The sequence below is a fragment of the Pseudomonas sp. SIMBA_067 genome (assembly GCF_046534675.1).
Classification (GTDB): domain Bacteria; phylum Pseudomonadota; class Gammaproteobacteria; order Pseudomonadales; family Pseudomonadaceae; genus Aquipseudomonas; species Aquipseudomonas putida.
This window is the reverse complement of sequence record NZ_JAWRYH010000833.1, coordinates 1-255: the sequence shown is the minus strand read 5'-3', so window position 1 is coordinate 255 and position 255 is coordinate 1. Positions and strand designations below refer to the sequence as shown.

Annotated in this window: 1 protein-coding gene; it reads left to right on the top strand. The window is 64.7% G+C overall.

What is annotated here, in order from left to right; genetic code table 11:
* On the top strand, positions 1-255 hold a 255-nt coding region (locus SB765_RS31535), incomplete at both ends, for a hypothetical protein (RefSeq protein WP_410932744.1).

Below are 255 nucleotides of genomic sequence, written 5' to 3'. Positions count from 1 at the left end.
ACCGGTGCGCCTGCGTTCCATCGTCGGCCTGATGCCGCTGTTTGCAGTGCTGGTGCTGGAGCAGCGTGAGCACGAAGGCTTGCCGGGCTTGCGTGAACGTCTGTTGGGGTTCATGAAGCACCGGCCAGACCTGGCCAAGCTGGTGTCACGCTGGAACGAACCGGGGCAGGGCAATCGCCTGTTGCTGGCGCTGTTGCGCGGCGAGCGCACCAAGGACCTGCTGCGGCGCATGTTGGAGGGCGATGAGTTCCTTTC